Source organism: Mucilaginibacter straminoryzae, from assembly GCF_022953055.1.
Classification (GTDB): Bacteria; Bacteroidota; Bacteroidia; order Sphingobacteriales; family Sphingobacteriaceae; genus Mucilaginibacter; species Mucilaginibacter straminoryzae.
Window position 1 is genome coordinate 178,066 of record NZ_JALJEJ010000006.1, and the last position, 17,713, is coordinate 195,778.

The 17,713-nt window shown below is 42.3% G+C and carries 10 protein-coding genes; 7 read left to right on the plus strand and 3 right to left on the minus strand.

What is annotated here, in order from left to right; all coding sequences use genetic code 11:
- A complete protein-coding gene (locus tag MUY27_RS13990) occupies positions 1-834 on the plus strand; it encodes a restriction endonuclease (protein ID WP_245130755.1) in 834 nt (277 codons plus the stop codon).
- On the opposite strand, the gene MUY27_RS13995 is transcribed toward MUY27_RS13990, so the two are convergent.
- Positions 831-2,009 (minus strand): cysteine desulfurase family protein, encoded by a 1,179-nt coding sequence (locus MUY27_RS13995; RefSeq protein ID WP_245130758.1) that lies wholly within the window; start codon positions 2,007-2,009, stop codon positions 831-833. The two genes, MUY27_RS13990 and MUY27_RS13995, sit on opposite strands and share 4 nt — an antisense overlap.
- A gap of 540 nt (positions 2,010-2,549) precedes the next feature.
- Between MUY27_RS13995 and MUY27_RS14000 the strand changes: the two genes are divergently transcribed.
- From MUY27_RS14000 to MUY27_RS14010, 3 genes are all read left to right on the plus strand, one after another.
- The gene (locus MUY27_RS14000; RefSeq protein ID WP_245130760.1) at positions 2,550-2,963 is read left to right on the plus strand and encodes a hypothetical protein; all 414 of its coding nucleotides are present in this window, start codon (positions 2,550-2,552) and stop codon (positions 2,961-2,963) included.
- Positions 2,964-3,407: 444 nt separating this feature from the next.
- Entirely contained in the window at positions 3,408-5,147 is a 1,740-nt protein-coding gene (locus tag MUY27_RS14005; RefSeq protein WP_245130762.1) for an NACHT domain-containing protein, read from the plus strand.
- Between the two features lie 2 nt (positions 5,148-5,149).
- A complete protein-coding gene (locus MUY27_RS14010; protein WP_245130765.1) occupies positions 5,150-5,887 on the plus strand; it encodes a YEATS-associated helix-containing protein in 738 nt (245 codons plus the stop codon).
- A gap of 166 nt (positions 5,888-6,053) precedes the next feature.
- Here MUY27_RS14010 and MUY27_RS14015 read toward each other — a convergent pair whose 3' ends face one another.
- Positions 6,054-7,409 (minus strand): alkaline phosphatase family protein, encoded by a 1,356-nt coding sequence (locus tag MUY27_RS14015; RefSeq protein WP_245130767.1) that lies wholly within the window; start codon positions 7,407-7,409, stop codon positions 6,054-6,056.
- A gap of 433 nt (positions 7,410-7,842) precedes the next feature.
- Here MUY27_RS14015 and MUY27_RS14020 point away from each other — a divergent pair, with 433 nt between their 5' ends.
- Positions 7,843-11,556, plus strand: coding sequence for an ATP-binding protein (locus MUY27_RS14020; protein WP_245130769.1), 3,714 nt, complete (start codon positions 7,843-7,845; stop codon positions 11,554-11,556).
- 85 nt (positions 11,557-11,641) lie between these two features.
- Here the strand turns inward: MUY27_RS14020 and MUY27_RS14025 are convergent, their stop codons facing one another.
- Positions 11,642-13,153, minus strand: a complete 1,512-nt coding sequence (locus MUY27_RS14025; protein WP_245130771.1) for a serine hydrolase domain-containing protein — start codon at positions 13,151-13,153, stop codon at positions 11,642-11,644.
- Between the two features lie 80 nt (positions 13,154-13,233).
- Here MUY27_RS14025 and MUY27_RS14030 point away from each other — a divergent pair, with 80 nt between their 5' ends.
- Together MUY27_RS14030 and MUY27_RS14035 are read left to right on the plus strand one after the other, a co-directional pair.
- On the plus strand, positions 13,234-13,926 hold the full coding sequence (locus MUY27_RS14030; protein ID WP_245130774.1) for a winged helix-turn-helix domain-containing protein: 693 nt from the start codon (positions 13,234-13,236) through the stop codon (positions 13,924-13,926).
- Positions 13,927-14,464: 538 nt separating this feature from the next.
- Positions 14,465-17,707, plus strand: coding sequence for a SusC/RagA family TonB-linked outer membrane protein (locus MUY27_RS14035; protein WP_245130776.1), 3,243 nt, complete (start codon positions 14,465-14,467; stop codon positions 17,705-17,707).
- The last annotated feature ends 6 nt before the right edge of the window (positions 17,708-17,713 follow it).

Here is a 17,713-nt window from a genome sequence, read left to right on the forward strand (position 1 = left end):
ATGAAAAGACGTACTATTAGAGAGGCGATAATTGAAACACTCAATCGTAATTTAATCCCACTATCTGCAAAAGAAATTTACACGTTTATAGTTACTCATGATCTGTATAGATTTAATGCTGCACATCCCGAAAATATAGTACGAATTGAAATTCGGCGTCATTGCGCAGGTGTTGATTTTCCTACGGCTAAACCCAACAAGGTATTTCAGATCCATATAGATGGTAAATATTCACTAATCAATTCTAGTTCCTCAGGGATTAAAGTTATAGATCCAACAAAGGTTTTTAAAAGGGACGAAACGTTCAAAAATCAGTTGATCTCCACTGTTAATGATCTTGAAAAAATACACGAAAAGCATTGTGTAGCGTTTAAGGACAATATGTTGTATCAGCTCAAGTCTGTCGAGCCGAAAACTTTTGAAATATTCGCTAAGCGACTACTTGAAGCTTACGGATTTGTAGAAATGTTGGTAACTAATTATGTAAAAGACGGCGGCTTAGATGGTCATGGAAAGTTAAAGGTGGGTATAACTCATTTAAATGTCGCCTTCCAATGTAAGCGCTGGAGGAATAATACAGTAAGCCGTACTGAAATTGATAAGTTTAGGGGTGCAATACAAGGTGACTATGAGCAAGGTATAATTTTTACTACTTCCACATTTTCAAAAGAGGCATTAAACGCTACCAGAAAAAGGGGTGCTGTACCTATAATATTAATTGATGGAAATGCTTTGATTGATATTATGATTGAAAAGAAATTTGGGGTTGATATTGATATGATGCCAGTCTACGTGAATGCATTAGATCAAGTATTAAATGATGAAACTGATTAGCGAAAATTTAAAGCACGTAAATTGTCAGTTGTTTTAGACACTTCAGCGATTACAACTTCCAACTCTTCCCTATGGTTAAACTTTCCCAGGCTAAATCTTATACAGTTAAAAGCTAAGAATTCATTAAGCCCCATCGCGGTTAAAACGTGGCTTGGCTCTATAGAGGTTGACGTGCAAGCGCTGCCATTACTCACAGCCATTAGAGGTAAATCATTTTCCATTTCACTCAAACCCATAATCATTGCTTCACTATCAACGCCTTTAAAGCAAAGATTTGTCACATTATACAGTCTATAATCAGTATTTCCATTTACTGATGTGCCAGGAATTTTAAGTAATTCAGCTTCTAAATAGTCTCTCAATTCTCTTATCCTATCAGCATTAGTTTTCATTTCCTTAACAGCAAGTTCACAAGCCTTACCTAACGCGATTATTCCGGGTACGTTCAGTGTACCGCTTCTTAAACCACGTTCATGTCCACCCCCATGTATCAAAGCAGGTAGCTTAACTCTGTTAGGGCGTCTTTGCCTTACAAATAACGCGCCTATGCCCTTTGGAGCATAAAACTTATGTCCACTCAAACAAAGTAAGTCAATATTATCTTCGTTTACATTCACAGTCATTTTACCAACTGCTTGTGTAGCATCAGTCATAAACAATGCTCCCGCCTCGTGAGTTAGCTGAGCTATTTGCTTTATAGGTTGAATTACACCAGTTTCGTTATTTACATACATCACTGATACCAAAATCGTATCTGGACGTAACGCTGTTTTTAAAGCCTGCAAATCAATTAATCCATCGGTCCCTACTGGTAGGTAGGTTACTTCAAAACCTTTCGTTTCTAAGTACTGACAAGTGTCTAAAACTGCATGATGTTCAGTTTTAACCGTAACTATATGTTTGCCTTTATCTGAATAATTTTCGGCAACACCTTTAATTGCTAAATTTATAGCTTCAGTAGAACCACTTGTAAATATAATTTCGTTTGTTTCGGCTCCAATCAAGTCTGCAACCTGTTTTCTGGCAGTCTTAACAACTTCGTAAGCTTCCACCCCAAATTGATGAGTACTGTTAGCATTAGCAAAGTTGTTAGTTAAATATGGCATCATTGCTTCCAACACCCTAGGATCAATAGGAGTTGTAGCGTTATTATCTAAGTAAATTACTGATTTCATCTTCCAAAGATAGTGGCATATCTACTGTAATGTAACAATGCCATATTTTTTACTAAATACACACATTAATCATTTCAAGCGAAGTTAGGCGACAGGCTTAACACGTTTAAAGGAACTACGGCATAAACCCTCATGCTTACACTCCTATGCCCATTTATTCCGTTCCTCCTTTACTTAGTTAACCCTTAGCCTGAGTGTAGCTCCATAATTAACTTATGGTTTCACTAACAACTTTCAATATGAGAAGTCCACCTACACTAGCTATTGCTTTACAAGTTAAAGCAGCTTAAATTAGCATTACAATTAACTAATGGAGTGCCGGTATACTACAAGGTACACAAGTTACAAGAAAGAGGCTTTTTAGGGGCTCGTCGGGCTCATAACTTCGTAGGTTCGAGTCCTGCTCCCGCTACCCAGGAAGCCTCTGATGAAAATCAGGGGCTTTTCTTTTTATACGGGTTGTCCGCTATTGGGCAATTTCTCTTGGCTATTGTAGCATTCCCTCTGCTTTTATCGTAATCAATTAAAATCCTTTAAACGATGAAAAGAAAATTTTTACTTGCCGCCTTAGTTGTTACTATAATAGCCTGCAAAAAAAGCGAAGATAATTCTCCCTCAAACAAAATTAAGCCTGCTTTAACAAACGTATTTGGAACCTGGGAACTGCTCCGGGTACATACAGGTTGGGGAAAGTCAGGAGATTTAGCACCAGGCAACGGAGATAAATATATCTTGAATAGCGACAGCACATATGTACGATATGTGGGTAACAAAATTCAAGCTCAAGGAAATTACAGCATAAAAATAACAGAGACCAGAGACAGCATGCGCTTCGGAATGATAAAGTTTACCAACCCCACAAGTCTGGAAAATTTTCAAACACGCCCTAAGACCATCCTTTTTGGCACAACCGCCGCAGACGGACCCGCTTACGAATATAAAAAGATTAAATAATGAGTAATTGTTCCTTGCGTTCCCGCAACCATCCTCAACTGTAGTAATTGTCAATCTTTAAGATGAATGTTAATTATTATTCCTCGCATTCAAAGCCGGATCAAACTCTTAATAATCGTTAGAAAAACGTTGTAAATCTGCCTTAAAGCGGTTCGAATTTAGCCCAGGTCTGCGCTAGCTGAAAACCAAAAAGCCTCTTAGAGAAATCTTAGAGGCTTTGTGCTTGAAGCCGTGTCTAAAGATTTAACTTTCTTAAGTTGAATATTTGCTATCTTTTATAACACGCTATATAATTTATAGATATCTATTCATACATTTACGTAACAAATAATTAACCTGAAATATCATAATAGTACTGCCTTCTCATTGATTGCAATACTTTTTAAAATTAGCGAAAGTGTTTTTTTTTCAAATATGAGCAATTTCGCACACACCTGATTTGTAATGCAAGAACTATCGATCAAAGCTGAAAGCTATCTTGAAAAATTAAAGGAGCAGTTTAACACCATTTTAGACGAAAAAATTTTAAAGCGATTAGCCGAATATCAAGCAGAGGAGTACAAAAGAAATTACTACTCAAAAACAATAATTTACAGAACTGAACCTGTAAAATTGAACGATTTCTATCAACCACTTTTTATAAGACCTTATGGAAATAACCATAAAAATATTAGAATAGATACTCGGTCATCTGAAGAGCTATTTACTGCTAACAACTTAATTACGTTACTGGGCACTGCTGGAAGTGGCAAAAGCACAATAGTAAAATATCTTTATACTAATTGTGTAGATGAAAACTTCAGGACGCCAATTAAGGTTGAACTTAGATATTTAAATAAATATGAAGGGACCCTTTATAATTACTTGGAGGATGAGATTTTTAAAGCCGAGCAACTTAGTTTAGATAAAAAAGAGCTAAATAAACTTTTATCTCTGGGCGGATTTATCTTTTTTCTTGACGGTTATGACGAATTAAGTTCGAATATTAAAGAACGTGCAACAAAAGAAATTAACGATTTTACTAGAACGTTTGCCAATAACTATTTTTTACTCACGTCCCGTCCATATACTAACATTGAGTTATTAACCCGCTTCTCAAACTTTTCTGTTTGTGAATTAAATGACGATGAAATAGACCAGTTTGTCAGAAAACAAATACCAGTAAGCGAATTAGAAATTGCTTCGAAAATATTAGAAGCTATTAACGAAGACAGTAATGAGTCATATAAAACCTTCCTAAGCAATCCTTTATTGCTGTCGATGTTTATCTTAACTTTTCAAACCTATTCTAACATTCCACCGAAAAAAAGTACGTTTTATAAACAAGTATTTGATTCTCTTTTTCAACTTCACGATAGCATGTCAAAGCTTGCATATGATAGGGAAAAAAAATCTGGATTAAGTAAAGAACAGTTTGAACATGTTCTCAAAGTATTTTCCTATATATCATTTTTTAAACAAGCTTTTGTTTTTGACGAAGTATTTCTAAATAACGTTTTTAACAAAATTAAAGAAATTAAGCGGACGCTTACATTTGAGAATGATTACCTTTTAGACGACTTTACAGTAGCCATTTGTATCCTTCAAAAAGAAGGCCTTGATTATACTTTTCCTCATAGGTCATTACAGGAATATTTTGCTAGTTTATACGTTGTATCTTTAGGAGATAAACAAAAAAACGAAGCTTATTCGAAAATTTTCCTGTCATTAAAAAGCTTCGACATAATCGAGCTGTTCACAAAAGATAACTTTTTCAGCTTGTTAGTAGAACAGGATCAAATAGGAGTTATAAAAAGTCTCACCATTCCGTTTCTAGAGCATACTAACGATACACTAAAATCTATTGCTAATTATTCAAAATGCGAGGGTATTCTTACGTCCTTACAATATTATCTAGTTGTAACCCATTCAAATTTATTTATTCTTTCAGATTTATTAACCAAACTAAAAGAGTATTCCCAACATAGAGTTCGATACATTCAAGATCATATCGTTTTAACACAAAAGAAAGGAAAAATAAATCGGAAAGTTTCACCAGGTGGAGTCGAAAAAATAAAACAACTTAATGAAACATACGGAAAAGATATTAAAAGTAGACTTCCTAAAGCTATAAGACTTCTAAAAATATACCTAAGCGAGGAAATAAAAAGCGATAGTTTTATAATTGACCTTATAGATAATTAATTATGTCTTGTAACATAAACGACAACACTTCTCATAATATCATATTAGTTATTCTAATGGTTACAATTGGGGGATTTGCAGGATATTTAAATTATTTTAGAAGCTTTCCCAAGCCTAAACTACAGCCTTTCAATTTCGTTCTTTCCGGAATAGGAGCTGCTATCTTAACTCCATTATTTTTACATCTTTTATCAAGTAGTTTAATTAAATTTAATAAAGATTTTGACAATATAAATTACTTTGTTTTTGCTGGATTTTGCTTCATAGCTGGGTATTTTTCAGATCGTTTTATTGGTTCTATAGGGGAGAAAATTTTAAAAGAGATCCAACAGACTAAGGAAGAGGTTGCGATTACGTATGACAAACTTGAAAAAACCTCTCAAGAAGTATTAGAAAATCAGGAAAAAGTTGATGCACTAATCGAAAGTGAATCAGACCTTTTAAATATTGATGCGGATAATTCTATAAATAGATTTGACATGAACGAAAGCCATAGCAACAAAGCTAGTTCTGACTTCTCAGAAGTAATGCGCGCGATAGTTAATAGCTTTGAAGGAAAGTTTAAATTCCGTAGCGTAAACGGTATTGCTAAGGAATTGTCACAAGAGCCTACGATAGTAGAAGCAACTTTGATTAATTTGGAAAATCAAGGAATTGTTAGAAAGTTGTCAACCTTGTCCGGTAATGATGTATGGGCTTTAACAAAACTCGGGCAACTCACTTTGCAAACTACTGACTAAAAATTAGTTGATAAAATAACATCGCAATGCAACTGCAATACATTATCCAAGAAAACAGTTTTAGGCAGTACGTGAGTAATTGAAAAATTCAAAAACCACCAAGCCTCGCAGATTTCTCTGCGAGGCTTTGTCTATCGTTTCAGGGACGAATGTCCGTTGTACCGGCTTATTTCTTTACCGCTAAAATGCCGGGATATAGTATACCGTCTGTCTGTAATTTAAGACCAAGCAATCGGGCGATCAGTGGTGCAATATCTTCCTGCCCCATCAGCGGAATCACTACCCCGGGCCTGATACCGTTTCCAAAAGCGACAAAGCCAGTCTGGATGTCTTTAAAATCAGTCGGCAAATAGCCGTGCGTACCGCCTTTTACTGCGCTAAGCAGTTCACCGCTGGCAGTTGCACCAAAACTAACACCACGATAAGCGGCCAGCGCCAGGGCGGCATTAGGGTCGCCTTGTGCTTCAGCTACCTGTTTCTTATCCAACACATGGAAAAGCTTTTTTATCCCATCGGGTAACTCATCCAGCGCTTTGTTCACCCTGTTTAATGTGACCTTATCCTTCGGGTCGCGCAACTGCAAAAAGGCAGAGCCGCCGCTGGCCTGGAAATAAACCTTCCAGTTTTCTTTATGTTCGCTATCATACAACCCCGCTTTCGCCAGCATCACATTCGGATTAAATTGGGTATGGATATCTACAAACCCATGGTCACCGGTAATAATAAAGGTCGTATTTTTTTGCAGCCCGGCCATTTCAACGGCGTCCATAATGGTTTTTATAGCAACGTCGGCGCCAACAACTGCCGACCGTACTTTGTCGCCATCCCTTCCTTCTTCATGTTCAAAATGGTCTGTAAGCGCAATGTGTACCGCAATAAAAGACGGTTTATACCTGCGGATGAGGTAGGCGGCCATACGGGCTTTGTTCTGGTCGCTGTTATAAAGGTCGAGCGTTGCGCCGTAAGCATCTCCAAACTTACCGATCGCGTTTTCCTGTACTTCTTCAAACAGCGTTTTCGGGTTTGATTCCTGGTACATCGCCTTAATCTCATCTTTTTTCTCGCCTTTACCCTGCGGCAAAATCACGTACTCGGGCAGGTTATAATCAATCGGCGCACCAACGGTTACTGGCCAGCTTACATCGGCGGTGGTTAGCCCGGCCTCTTTGGCGGCAGTCCATAAGGTAGGTACTTTAATATCTTTATAATACCAGAACCACTTACCGGTAATACCCAACGGTTCAACCGGGGTATTGTAATAAATACCATGTTTGGCCGGTAATACGCCGCTGATGATGGTGGTGTGCGAAGGGTAAGTTACCGTAGGGAAACTGCCGCGCACGCCTTCTGCATACGCGCCTTTTTGCATGCCCTGGCGTAAGTTAACCATATTCCAACTGGGATCCATGTAGAACTCGGGACGAAGACCGTCAACACTGATCAACACCACATGCTTTTCCTGCGCCTGGACGATGGTTGCGGCAAACAGACAGGCCGCGATACTACTCAATAGTTTTTTCATAAATGTTTCGGATGATATACATAAAGAGCACAAAGCAGCCGCTTTACCCCAAAAAAAAGTTTTATTAAAATGTTAAGTTTTTGTGAACAATGTCTATTTACTGTTAGGTAATTTCAAAATTGGAGTAATGCTAAAGGAGGATAGGTGATGAAACGCCATTGCAAAGGCAGACTTATAAAAGGCAATAATTGAAGGCCATTTAAAACAATAACAACCTGCCGTTGTATTTGACATGATTTACCGGGCAAACAAGAAAGCCAATCTGTCGTTATAATCACTTGCCATTAGCACATCAGGCGCGAAAATCTTTATATTGTAACAGGGAAGGTACTTTACCAGGCAGAGGATTTAATCGGCAAGGGGTGTACAGGGTTCTTCCCCCGTGTAGTGCTAATGTTAGCGTTGCGATGTTAAGCTGTATATTTACGCCGATATGATCCTTGAAAGTACTGAGCAATTTTTATCCGGTGGTGGCGAAATGGGCAAACTGATCCGTGCGATGGATTGGTCGAAAACAGCATTAGGGCCGGTAGAAAATTGGCCGCAAAGTTTGCGCACCTCTGTCAGTCTTTGTTTATCATCAACCTTTCCAATACTGATTGCCTGGGGGCCAGAAACCATCCAGATCTACAACGATAGTTACCGGCCGATATGCGGGGCCAAACACCCAGAATCAATGGGCCAGAACTTTCGTATCTGCTGGGAAACGGCATTGCCGGTGGTGGGCGATGCCTTTGCCCGTGGCGAGCAGGGCGAAGGTACTTATATCAGCGATCAGCGCATGTTCCTTGACCGTTATGGTTACCTGGAAGAATCATGGATGACTTTTTCCTTCGCCCCGATCCGTGATGAATCTGGCGGGGTAGGCGGAATTTTCCACCCCATTACCGAAACCACGGTAAAAATGCTGAGCGCCAGGCGTACCCAGGTACTTCGCGACTTGGGCGAATCCATCAGCAAAGTAAAATCGCTTGCGGAAATTGGCCGCGTTACGGCTGAAAAGTACCAGGACTATGTATTGGACATCCCGTTCCTGATGCTTTATGAGATTGATCACCAGCAGGGTATAGCCAACCTGATCAATCATGCCGGTTTGGAAGCCGGTACGTTAATGGTTCCAGATACTATTGATATTAAGGCTGATACCGCCTGGCCGGTACAGGCACTGCTTCAGGACGGTATGATTCAGGAAGTTACCGACCTGGGGAGCCGTTTCGGCGAATTTACTTGCCAGCCGTACGATATCAGCCCCTCTACCGCCATGCTGGTACCTTTGCGGTTAAGCGGTCAGGAAGAATTATTCGGTTTTATTATCGCCGGGGTTAGCGCCTGCCGTGCCCTGGATACCGATTACAGCAACTTTTATAACCTGTTGGGGAATACCTTCAATACGGCAATCTCCAATGTTTATGCCTATGAACAGGAACAAAAGCGAGCCGAAGCCCTCGCCGCGATTGACCGTTCAAAGACAGCATTTTTCAGCAACGTAAGTCACGAGTTCCGCACACCGCTTACGCTGATGCTGGGGCCACTGGAAGATCTGTTAAGCAAAAATAATTTAGATCAGGAAAGCCGCTCGTCGGTAGATGCTACGCATCGGAACGCCCTGCGATTGCTGAAACTGGTAAACAATTTATTAGATTATAGCCGCGTAGAGGCCGGCCGTGCCCAGGCTGCTTATCAGCAGGTAAACCTTTGTGAATCTACTGTCGATCTGGCCAGCAGTTTCCGTTCCATTATCGAAAAAGCAGGCATGAAGCTGAACGTAGACTGCCACCCACATAAGGATGAAGTGTACGTTGACCGGCAGATGTGGGAAAAAATTGTATTGAATCTGCTTTCTAACGCGTTTAAATATACCCTTGAAGGTTCAATCACCATCAGCCTTGCGCAGGTAGGCCGGTCGGTAGTATTGAAGGTAAGCGATACCGGTGTTGGTATCCCTGAAAAAGAACTACCACACATGTTCGAACGTTTCCACCGTGTAGAAAACTCTGCCGGTCGTACGCACGAAGGCACGGGTATCGGTTTATCACTGGTGCATGAACTGGTGCATTTACACGGCGGGCAGATCACTGTTGATAGTGTGGAAGGCGAAGGAAGTACCTTTACGGTGCAAATTCCGGTCGGCAAACACCACCTGCCGCAAGAGCATGTGCTGGATACTGCTAAAGAAACAGACTCTTCGGCACTGAAGGGCGCATTTATACAGGAGGCTTTTAGCTTACTTCAGGATGAAGGCAAAAACATCGCTCCGCAAGCTGTTATTACCGAAACGGGCGATGTATCCGGCCACCGGGACATTTCTGAAGATAAAGATACCCATGTGCTGATTGTAGATGATAACGGCGATATGCGCGCTTATCTGAAGCGGTTGTTAGACCCCTACTTTACCATCACTACCGCCAAAAATGGCGCAGAAGCATTGCAAATCATTAAATCTACCCGTCAAGATCTGATACTAAGCGATGTAATGATGCCGGTAATGGACGGCAAGGCGATGCTACGCGTTTTGCGTAACGAACCGGAAACCAGCACCCTGCCGGTTATCTTCCTTTCTGCCCGTGCGGGTGAAGAGGCACGTATAGATGGCCTGGAAGCCGGTGCAGATGATTACCTGGTAAAACCTTTCTCTGCGGCAGAGTTGCTCACTAAGGTACGCGCACAGATCAAGATCATCAAAGTGCGGGGGCATGCCGAATATCAATTGCGACGTGTGCTGCGCGAAGCACCAGTTGCCATAGCCATTTACCGCGGTGCAGATCATGTGGTAGAATTGGCGAACGACCGTATGCTGGGCTATTGGGGGAAAATAGCTGAACAGGTGATTGGCACCAGCTTATTCACCGCGCTCCCCGAGCTGGAAACGCAGGGATTTAAAGACGTTATGGATAAGGTACTGCAAACCGGCGAGCATTTTGTTTCGCAGGATATCCCGGTTGATTTTATCCACGGCAACCAGATCAAGACGCTGTATATCAACCTGACGATCGAATGCCTGAAAGACGAAAACGGCCAGGCTACCGGACTAATGGCCGTTGCCGCAGATGTTACAGGTACTGTAATGGCCAGCAAAGAACTGGAGCAAGCCAATGCGGCTCTTGCCAAAGCGAATGACACCCTTAACCTCGCGATGGATGCTGCCGGTATGGGTATCTGGCGAACAGATTGGGGCACCGATGAATTAATTGTTTCTGATCGCGCCCGGCTGATCCACGGCATCCCGTTCGGTACAAAACTATCTTTCCATGAAACGCTTGAAGTGGTAATACCAGAACACCGGGAACGTGTTTACCAGGCCATCGCCAAGGCTGTAGAAAATAAAGGCGGCTTTTCAGAAGACTACCAGGTGCAGCCCGTTGACGGTGGAAAACGCAAATGGCTGAATACCACCGGCAAGGTTGAATTAGACGAAAACGGAGAGGTAAAATTTGTTATCGGCACCATACTGGACATCACAGAGCGTAGAGAAGACGAATTACGCAAGAACGATTTTATAGGCATGGTAAGTCATGAACTTAAAACACCGCTTACCTCACTTAATGGGTACGCTCAACTATTGCAGATGCATGCCCGCAAAACCAGCGATAGTTTTGCTAAAGATAAACTGGACAAAATGACCAACCAGTTTAGAAAAATGACCACCATGATCAATGGTTTTCTTAATGTTTCGCGGCTCGAATCGGGCAAGATCCAGCTGAACAAAGAACCGTTCGAAGTGAGTCAACTGGTACGTGAAATGATCGAAGAAACAGAATCATACATGACGTCGCACGAAATCACTTTCAACTCCGTCGGCGAAATGATGATCACTGCAGACCGTGATAAAATCGGCTCGGTATTATCTAACCTTTTGGGCAACGCTATCAAGTATTCGCCAAATAACGCCCCGATACAAGTATCTTGCAAATGCGCTGATGGTGAAGTGATTGTTTCTATCAAAGACCATGGGATCGGCATAAAGCAGGTCGACCAGGAAAAATTGTTCGACCGCTACTACCGGGCCGGTAACCACCAGCATGTTGCCGGTTTTGGCATCGGCCTTTACCTGAGTGCAGAAATTGTTGAACGGCATAACGGCAGGATCTGGGTAACAAGCGATCTTGGTCATGGATCAGAATTCAGTTTCTCGCTCCCGGTGGCGTAGCTTCAGATTTTAAAAGCTGGGGCTGGCAGAAAAGATTCTGCTTACAATACAAATGAATCTTTAAACTAAAAAGCCGCTATTTGCTTCATCGTAACCTATTAATTTTTTTTCTTATTTCTATAGCACCAGGATTGAGTGAGAGCGCTTGCTGATACATGGCAAGTGCATCTGCCTTCTTACCGGCGGCAAGTAAAGCGTCTCCATAACTGTCATAGCGGTTAAAATCTTGTGGAAAAAGTAGCAGATTGATCTTGAATGTTTCCATTGCTTTATCAATAAGCCCAGACCTCATGAAATCATATCCCAGTTGATTCATTTGTTGCGGCGTGAATCGGTAATTTGCCGTATCGAGCCTCATTTTGTTTAAATGAATAAGCGCCATCTCAGAATTTCCGGTCAGCAAATCGTGTCCATACAGGCGTACTGCCGACGACCGGAGATCAACCTTTTTCACAGGTTGCCCCTTTAGAACACACAACACATTCAAAAATTTTTGAAGGAATGACGCCCCTTCGGTATTGTCGAACAGTATAATGGTACGATCATTTCTCAGGTCGATATAATATTGAACATAAATGCCGCGATTATAGCCCGAATGCCCGATTATGGTGTCATTGCCAGCAATATGAGTCTCCCAGCCAAACCCGTAAGCGCTCCCATCACCGCCCAAAGCCTGGTTATTCTCTGTATAACACCGGCCATCGTTCAATGTCAATGGGGCAATGGCTTCGTTCAATAGGCTGCGGTTGAATAGCTTCCCTGAGATCAGCGCCTTTTCAAAGCGCAACATGTCGCCGGTGGTCGAAATGATGTTCTGGTCACCATAAGTAGCGCCCATCGTGTGCGTATCGTAATAGAGTTGTTTTTCAAAGGGCTGTTTCCGTTCAGCAGCAATACTATCAACATCACGGGGAACCACCGTATACATTGGCCATATCGTTTGATTTTTTACCGGAAGTTCCTGGAGGCCTGCTCTCAGGTAGGAATGATACATGTGCGCCGGCTTGAAGATATTTCTTTGAAGGTAATCAGAAAAGGTTCGACCGCTGATCTTTTCTACCAGCAAGGCTAACAGTTGATAACCGGTATTGCAATAGTCAAACTTAGTTCCGGGTATAAAGTGTAATGGCTTTTTGGACAGCTGTAAAGCCGGTATAAGGTCTGTATTTTTAATGATCCTTTCCTGATCACTGCCAAGCAGGGTATCATAGATCTCCACGTCCGGTAACCCCGATGTATGCGTTAATAAATGCCGGATCGTAATTTCAGGATAAGGGAATTCATTTAGATATCTTTTTACCGGATCATTCAGCTTCAGTTTTTTGCGTTCAACTAACTGGAGAATTGCTGCGGATGTAAATACTTTAGAAACAGATGCGGTTTGAAATTGAGCGTTAGTATCAAGGGATTTACCTGCCATTACATCTGCATATCCAAACGCCTTGTGATAGATGATCTTACCATGATCTGCAACCAGGATACAACCATTGAAGTAGTTTTTCTGACCGAACATACTATCTATCCTGCTCGCTAACTTCTGGGCAAACAGATGCTGCTGAACGGCAGCGATTAAAATGGCTAACACTAATTTTTTCATGGTGCAAACCTAAGAGCCACATAATCGAACCCAGCTATAGAAAAGCTTTAGAAAAGCTGAAGAATTTGTGATATTTGGGTATGGAGCAACGTTTTATCTTAAATGAACGCTTTCTGGTCGACCCTGCTACAAACCTGATCACCGATAAACATACAGGGACGAATAACCGGCTCGAAACCCGTTTAATGCAAGTGCTATGTATTTTAACGGCAAACGCAGGCCGGACAGTTTTGCGGGAAGAACTTGTTGAAAAAGTTTGGCAAAACTATGGCGGTGGAGACGAAGGACTTACACAGGCTATATCTGCATTGCGAAAAGCGCTACAGGACACCAACAAAAAGATCATACAGACCGTTCCCAAAAAGGGCTACCTATGCAGTGGAACAATTACAGAAGTATCGCGTCACTTGCCTCGCCGTTCGTCATTGAACGGTGCTATTATTGTTAAGGCGAGCGCCACGGCCGCAGTTCTGCTGTTGCTCATTTACTTCTTTGCAAATACCCATTGGAAAACTCCGCAAGGCGATAACCAAGCAATTAGTAAAAGCCTTACTGCCAGCGAAAATATTTTTGATCAGGCCGGTGCCATAAACTCAGTTACCTACCATGATAATCGGAACGCTTATAAATGGGTTTCCAACGGCGATGCTGAACCAGAGTTTTACATTAACAATCTGCGTGTCCCAATTGGACAGTGGGAAGCTCACATGCCTATTATAAATCATCTAAAACATAAGTTACAGGGAAAATTGCATCGCCAAAAAATGTTCTGATTAAACATTAGCCAGACAAGTGAGGTGGAGTGTGTCTACCACTTTGCCGGGTTTAAGACAAAGTAGACTACACCGCAGTACAGCTGATTTTTGTCAATCGCTTGCTTGGCTTTTTTCCAACTATCTTTTGAATTGGGGCTGGCTCGTTTTCTCAATTTTACTTTACCACTCAATACACTAAGCTATCGATCATTTCCTCTATTGACCGGATTAAATAAAGCTAATCACTTCATAAACACAACAAAAAGGCATTCCATATTCCGACACGCAATTTTGGAAACGTTCCCGGAAACGATTGCATAGTTTTTATTGCCCATATCCTTTTTTTATTCAACACAGCTCTTTAATCTTGCTAAAAGATTTTGGCCTTTACTATATCAGAATAGCAGTTTAATCGCTCAAAATCTGGATTACCAATATAAACTTTACAATTACTGAATTTTTTTTAAAAAGCACATCTGACTGCACTGGCCGCGCTTTGCCCATTGCTGCCGGGAAGCTTTTGCTGTTAGCCAATTAACAACCAATATATCAGATTATGATTAAATCTTTACTTAAAGTTTGCATCCTGATGCTGCTCTCAAAAGTAGCTTGGGCGCAAACCCGGCAAATCACCGGCCAGATCATAGATCAGGAAACTAACGACCCTATCGTAGGGGCCAGTGTGCTGATTAAGGGCACTACCCGCGGTACGCAGACCGACATTAGCGGACGGTTTAAACTCAGCGTACCTGAAGGTAACACCACACTCGTTATCCGCTACCTGGGCTATAAAGCCAAAGAGGTAAATGTCAGCGGTAACCAATCGCAGGTGAATATCAAGCTACAGGGCGATGCACAACAATTGAACGAAGTTGTGGCGGTGGGTTTCGCCACCGTAAAACGTCGTGACCTTACCGGTTCGGTATCATCTGTTACTGCAAAGCAACTGCGCGATATCCCGGTTGCTTCTGCGGGTCAGGCCTTACAAGGGCGTTTAGCAGGTGTGCAGGTAACCTCGTCAGAAGGTTCGCCAGATGCTGACATTAAGATCCGCGTACGTGGCGGCGGTTCCATCACGCAGGATAACTCTCCGCTGTACATCATCGATGGGGTGCAGGTAGAAAACGGTTTGAACAGTATTTCGCCCCAGGATATTGAGTCAATCGACGTGTTGAAAGATGCAGCTTCCACCTCTATCTACGGTGCACGTGGTGCAAATGGCGTGGTAATTATTACCACCAAAGGCGGCCATGAACAAAAGACCACCGTAAACTACAACGGATATGTGGGTGTTAGTAATCTTGCCCGCGAATTAAAAGTGTTGAACCCTTATGATTTCGTAGTTTACCAGTACGAGCGTAACCGCTTCAGCCCGAGTACAGACAGCACCCAGTACATTAAAAATTACGGTCGCAGCTTCGATTCTTTATCAAGGTTCAAAAGCGTACCGTTTGTAGACTGGCAAAAGAAAGCCCTTGGACGCCAGGCACTCCAGCAACAGCATAATATCAGCATCAACGGCGGTACCAGAACAACCCAATTTAACCTTAGCTACACCAATGACCAGCACGAGGGAACGGTGTTAAATTCAGACTATGTGCGTAACCTGCTCAACTTCCGTTTCGATCATAACGTTTCAGATAAATTTAAGGTAGGCTTCAACGCCCGCTATAATTCGCAGGTAGTAAACGGTGCAGGTACTTCAAATGCCAGCGGTTCCACCTATAACAACCTGCGCAACGCCGTAAAATATCGTCCGTTCAACCTTAACGGTGCGGCAGATGATGTGATAGACCAGGCCTATCTGGACGAAACGAACGCTGCCGGTAACAACTTAGGTGTATTAAGCCCTATTTTGAACGCCAATTCGCAGTACCGAAAAAACTACCAGACTGTTACCAACTTAAACGGGTACATCAATTATACCATCAACAAATATTTCTCTTTCAAATCAACCCTCGGGTTTGATTTCACCAATCAAAAGCAGAACAGCTTCGACGATGTGTACACGGCCAATGCGCGGATTAATGGTAACGGACAGCCTTTAGCAGGTACGCTAAATACCAGTATCAACACGATGGACTTGTCTAACGTGATCACTTTTAACAATGCTGCCGCTAAGTCAAAACACCACGACATCAATGTACTGATCGGTAACGAATTTTATAACTACCATACCGAATCACTAAACAACCAGTTTAAGCTATTCCCTATCGGTATAGACCCGGTTACGGCGCTTAACCAGTTGAATTTAGGTACCATTGTACCTTCTTACCCGCAAAACACCTACGCTACCAGCCATTTGTTATCCTTCTTTGGCCGTGGTAACTATACGCTGGATAAGAAGTACTATTTTACCTTTACCCTGCGTGCAGACGGTTCGTCTAAATTTGCACCCGGTAAACAATGGGGTTACTTCCCTTCCGGATCATTTGCCTGGCGTGTTTCAGACGAAAGCTTCATGAAAAACGTGAAAGCCATTTCAGATCTAAAACTTCGCTTAAGCTACGGTACATCGGGTAATAACCGTATCGCAGATTACTTGTTCACCCCTGCTTTCAGTGCCAATAGCTTTTACGGTTTAAATGAAAGTACTACTGCGGTAGGTTTTGTTCCGAATTACCTGCCTAACCCTAACCTGAAATGGGAAACTACCGTTTCTAAAAACGTCGGTGTAGACTTTGGCATCCTGAACAACCGTATACAGGTTTCTCTTGATGCTTACCGTAACACCACCAATGACCTGCTGATCAACGTACCGGTAGCGACCAGTTCTGGTTACGCCACCCAATTACGTAACGTTGGTAAAACGCAAAATCAGGGTGCCGAAGTTCAGTTAAATGCTACCATTATCCAGAAAAAATCATTCACCTGGACAACCAACTTCAACGTGTCTTATAACGAGAACAAGGTACTGGCATTGGCACCGGGACAAACTTCTTACTTACAAGGTTCTGGCTGGGGTGTATCCGGCCAACCGGCAGATTTCATTGTAAAAGTGGGCCAGCCTGTGGGTAGTGTATGGGGTTACGTAAGCGACGGGTTCTATAAAGTTGACGACTTTAATTATAATGCCGCCACCCAAACCTATACCTTAAAACCGGGCGTAGTTGATCCCTCAAAAGTAATTGGTGTTGCCCAACCTGGTTTAGTGAAGTTTAAAGACGTAAATGGCGATGGTGTAATTACCGATGCTGATAAAACTGTGATCGGCCATACCATCCCCAAGATCACCGGCGGTTTGAACCAACAGTTCACCTACAAAGGGATCGACCTGAGCGTGTTCGTGAACTTCCAGTTAAAAGGTCAGGTACTAAACGCCAATAAAATTGAATTCACCAACGGTTACACTACCAACACCAACTTACTGGCCCAGGTAGCTGATCGCTGGAAAACTATCGACGGAAGTGGCAACCTGGTACAACGCGTAACAAATGGGGTGGTAACAGGTATCGCGCCGGATCAGTTAGCTGCGCTAAATGCAAACGCTAAATATTCTATACCGGTTACGGGTAGTGCAGCCTTCTACCCTACTTCTTCTGCGGTAGAAAATGCCTCATTCCTGCGGTTGAACAACATCACATTAGGCTACACGTTCAGGGGCGAATTCCTGAAAAGAATTAAAGTAAGCAAACTAAGGGTTTATGCTACCGGCAACAACCTGGGGCTGATAACCCCTTATACCGGTTACGATCCGGACGTAAACGCACGCCGCGGTACCCCGGTAACGCCCGGCGTAGACTATTCTGCGTATCCGCGCAGCCGTACCTATCTGTTTGGTGTAAATCTTAGCTTATAATTAAAA

What these genes read in the sequence shown, in the direction of transcription:
- MUY27_RS13990 (WP_245130755.1), top strand. Translation starts at nt 1, where the DNA reads ATGAAAAGACGTACTATTAGAGAGGCGATAATTGAAACACTCAATCGT.
- MUY27_RS13995 (WP_245130758.1), bottom strand. Translation starts at nt 2,009, where the DNA reads ATGAAATCAGTAATTTACTTAGATAATAACGCTACAACTCCTATTGAT.
- MUY27_RS14000 (WP_245130760.1), top strand. Translation starts at nt 2,550, where the DNA reads ATGAAAAGAAAATTTTTACTTGCCGCCTTAGTTGTTACTATAATAGCC.
- MUY27_RS14005 (WP_245130762.1), top strand. Translation starts at nt 3,408, where the DNA reads ATGCAAGAACTATCGATCAAAGCTGAAAGCTATCTTGAAAAATTAAAG.
- MUY27_RS14010 (WP_245130765.1), top strand. Translation starts at nt 5,150, where the DNA reads ATGTCTTGTAACATAAACGACAACACTTCTCATAATATCATATTAGTT.
- MUY27_RS14015 (WP_245130767.1), bottom strand. Translation starts at nt 7,409, where the DNA reads ATGAAAAAACTATTGAGTAGTATCGCGGCCTGTCTGTTTGCCGCAACC.
- MUY27_RS14020 (WP_245130769.1), top strand. Translation starts at nt 7,843, where the DNA reads ATGATCCTTGAAAGTACTGAGCAATTTTTATCCGGTGGTGGCGAAATG.
- MUY27_RS14025 (WP_245130771.1), bottom strand. Translation starts at nt 13,153, where the DNA reads ATGAAAAAATTAGTGTTAGCCATTTTAATCGCTGCCGTTCAGCAGCAT.
- MUY27_RS14030 (WP_245130774.1), top strand. Translation starts at nt 13,234, where the DNA reads ATGGAGCAACGTTTTATCTTAAATGAACGCTTTCTGGTCGACCCTGCT.
- MUY27_RS14035 (WP_245130776.1), top strand. Translation starts at nt 14,465, where the DNA reads ATGATTAAATCTTTACTTAAAGTTTGCATCCTGATGCTGCTCTCAAAA.